The organism is Pseudomonas serbiensis (assembly GCF_030580745.1).
In the GTDB taxonomy this organism is placed as follows: domain Bacteria; phylum Pseudomonadota; class Gammaproteobacteria; order Pseudomonadales; family Pseudomonadaceae; genus Aquipseudomonas; species Aquipseudomonas serbiensis.
Map to the genome: position 1 here is coordinate 1 of NZ_JAUQOO010000056.1, position 1296 is coordinate 1296.

Sequence of the window (1296 nt, forward strand, 5' to 3'; positions counted from 1 at the left end):
GGTGGTGTTGCTGAACAGTTCGCCGCCCTGCTGATCCAGGCTTGTGACGCTGGCGGTCAGGGCCAGCGCACTGGCGATACGGCCCGCGCTCTGGTTGATGACTTCACCGGCAATCAGTTCCAGGGTGTCGCTGCTGGTCAGTTGCCCGCCCTGGCTGTTGTCGAAGGCACCGGTGGTGACGGTGGTGGCGCCCAGGCCGGAGAGTTTGCCTTTTTCGCGGTTGTCCAGGCTGGCGCTGACCACGGTCAGGGCCGCGTCGGTGGTGATCGAGCCGGTCTGGTTGATCAGTTCGCCGTCGGTGGTGACCTTGAGCGCCCCGGCGCTGGACAGCGTGCCCCGTGTGTTGTCCAGGGAAGCGGCCTTGACCGTCAACGCCGCTTCACTGCTGATCAAACCGGCGCGGTTATCCAGTGCGCCGCTCAGGATCAGCGTCTGGGCCTGCTGGCTGGCCAGGGTGCCGCCGGCGTTGTCCAGGCGTTTGCCGTCCAGGGTCAGGGTCTGGCCGAACAGCAGGCCCTTGTTCTCGTTGATCACCCGCTCGACGATCAGTTGCAGCGCCGTACCGGCCAGCACCTTGCCGCCGTCACTGTTATCGAGTTGTTCACCGATCAGTTCCACGCCCACCTGGCTGGAAATTTCACCGGCCCGGTTGTCGATGTCGTCGACCTCGAGTTTCAGCGCTTTTGTGGCGCCTACCAGACCACCGACCCCGTTATCCAGGGTCGTGCCGGTCAAGGTCAGGGTGCCCTGGGCCACCAGTTCGCCGCCTTGCTGGGTCAGGCTGTCGACGGTGGCGCTCAGGTTGTTCTGGCTGGCGATGCGGCCCTGGCCGTTGAGCACCGTGTCGGCCTGCAACGTCATCACGCCCACGGCGTTGAGCAGGCCGTTCTGGTTATTCAACTGGGTGCCGGTGAATTCAAGCCCGGCCTGGCTGGTGATACCGCCCTTCTGCACGGCGCTCAAACCGGTCTGGCTATTGTCGAGGTCACCGATCAGCAGCGTCATCAGCTTGTCGGAACGGATCACCCCGCCGCGGTTGATCGCGCTGTCGCTGTTCACGGTCAGCAGGTCCTGCCCCACTACCCGGCCGCCCTGATTGTTCAGAACCTGGCTGGTCAGGTTGAGGATGCCCTTGGCCTGCACCTGCCCGCCGCTGCGGTTATCCAGAGTGCCGGTCAGGGTGATATCGAGTTGGCCATCGGTGAGCACGGCACCGGCCAGGCGGTTATCCAGGCTCGCGGCCTGCAGGTTCAGACCCAGGCCGGCCCCCAGGGTGCCAGCCTGGTTGTCGAGGGC

Annotated in this window: 1 pseudogene; it reads right to left on the reverse strand. The window is 65.1% G+C overall.

The features are described 5' to 3' along the window. Positions 1 to 1296 (reverse strand): annotated as a pseudogene (locus tag Q6A51_RS27255) (adhesin); the annotation flags it as partial.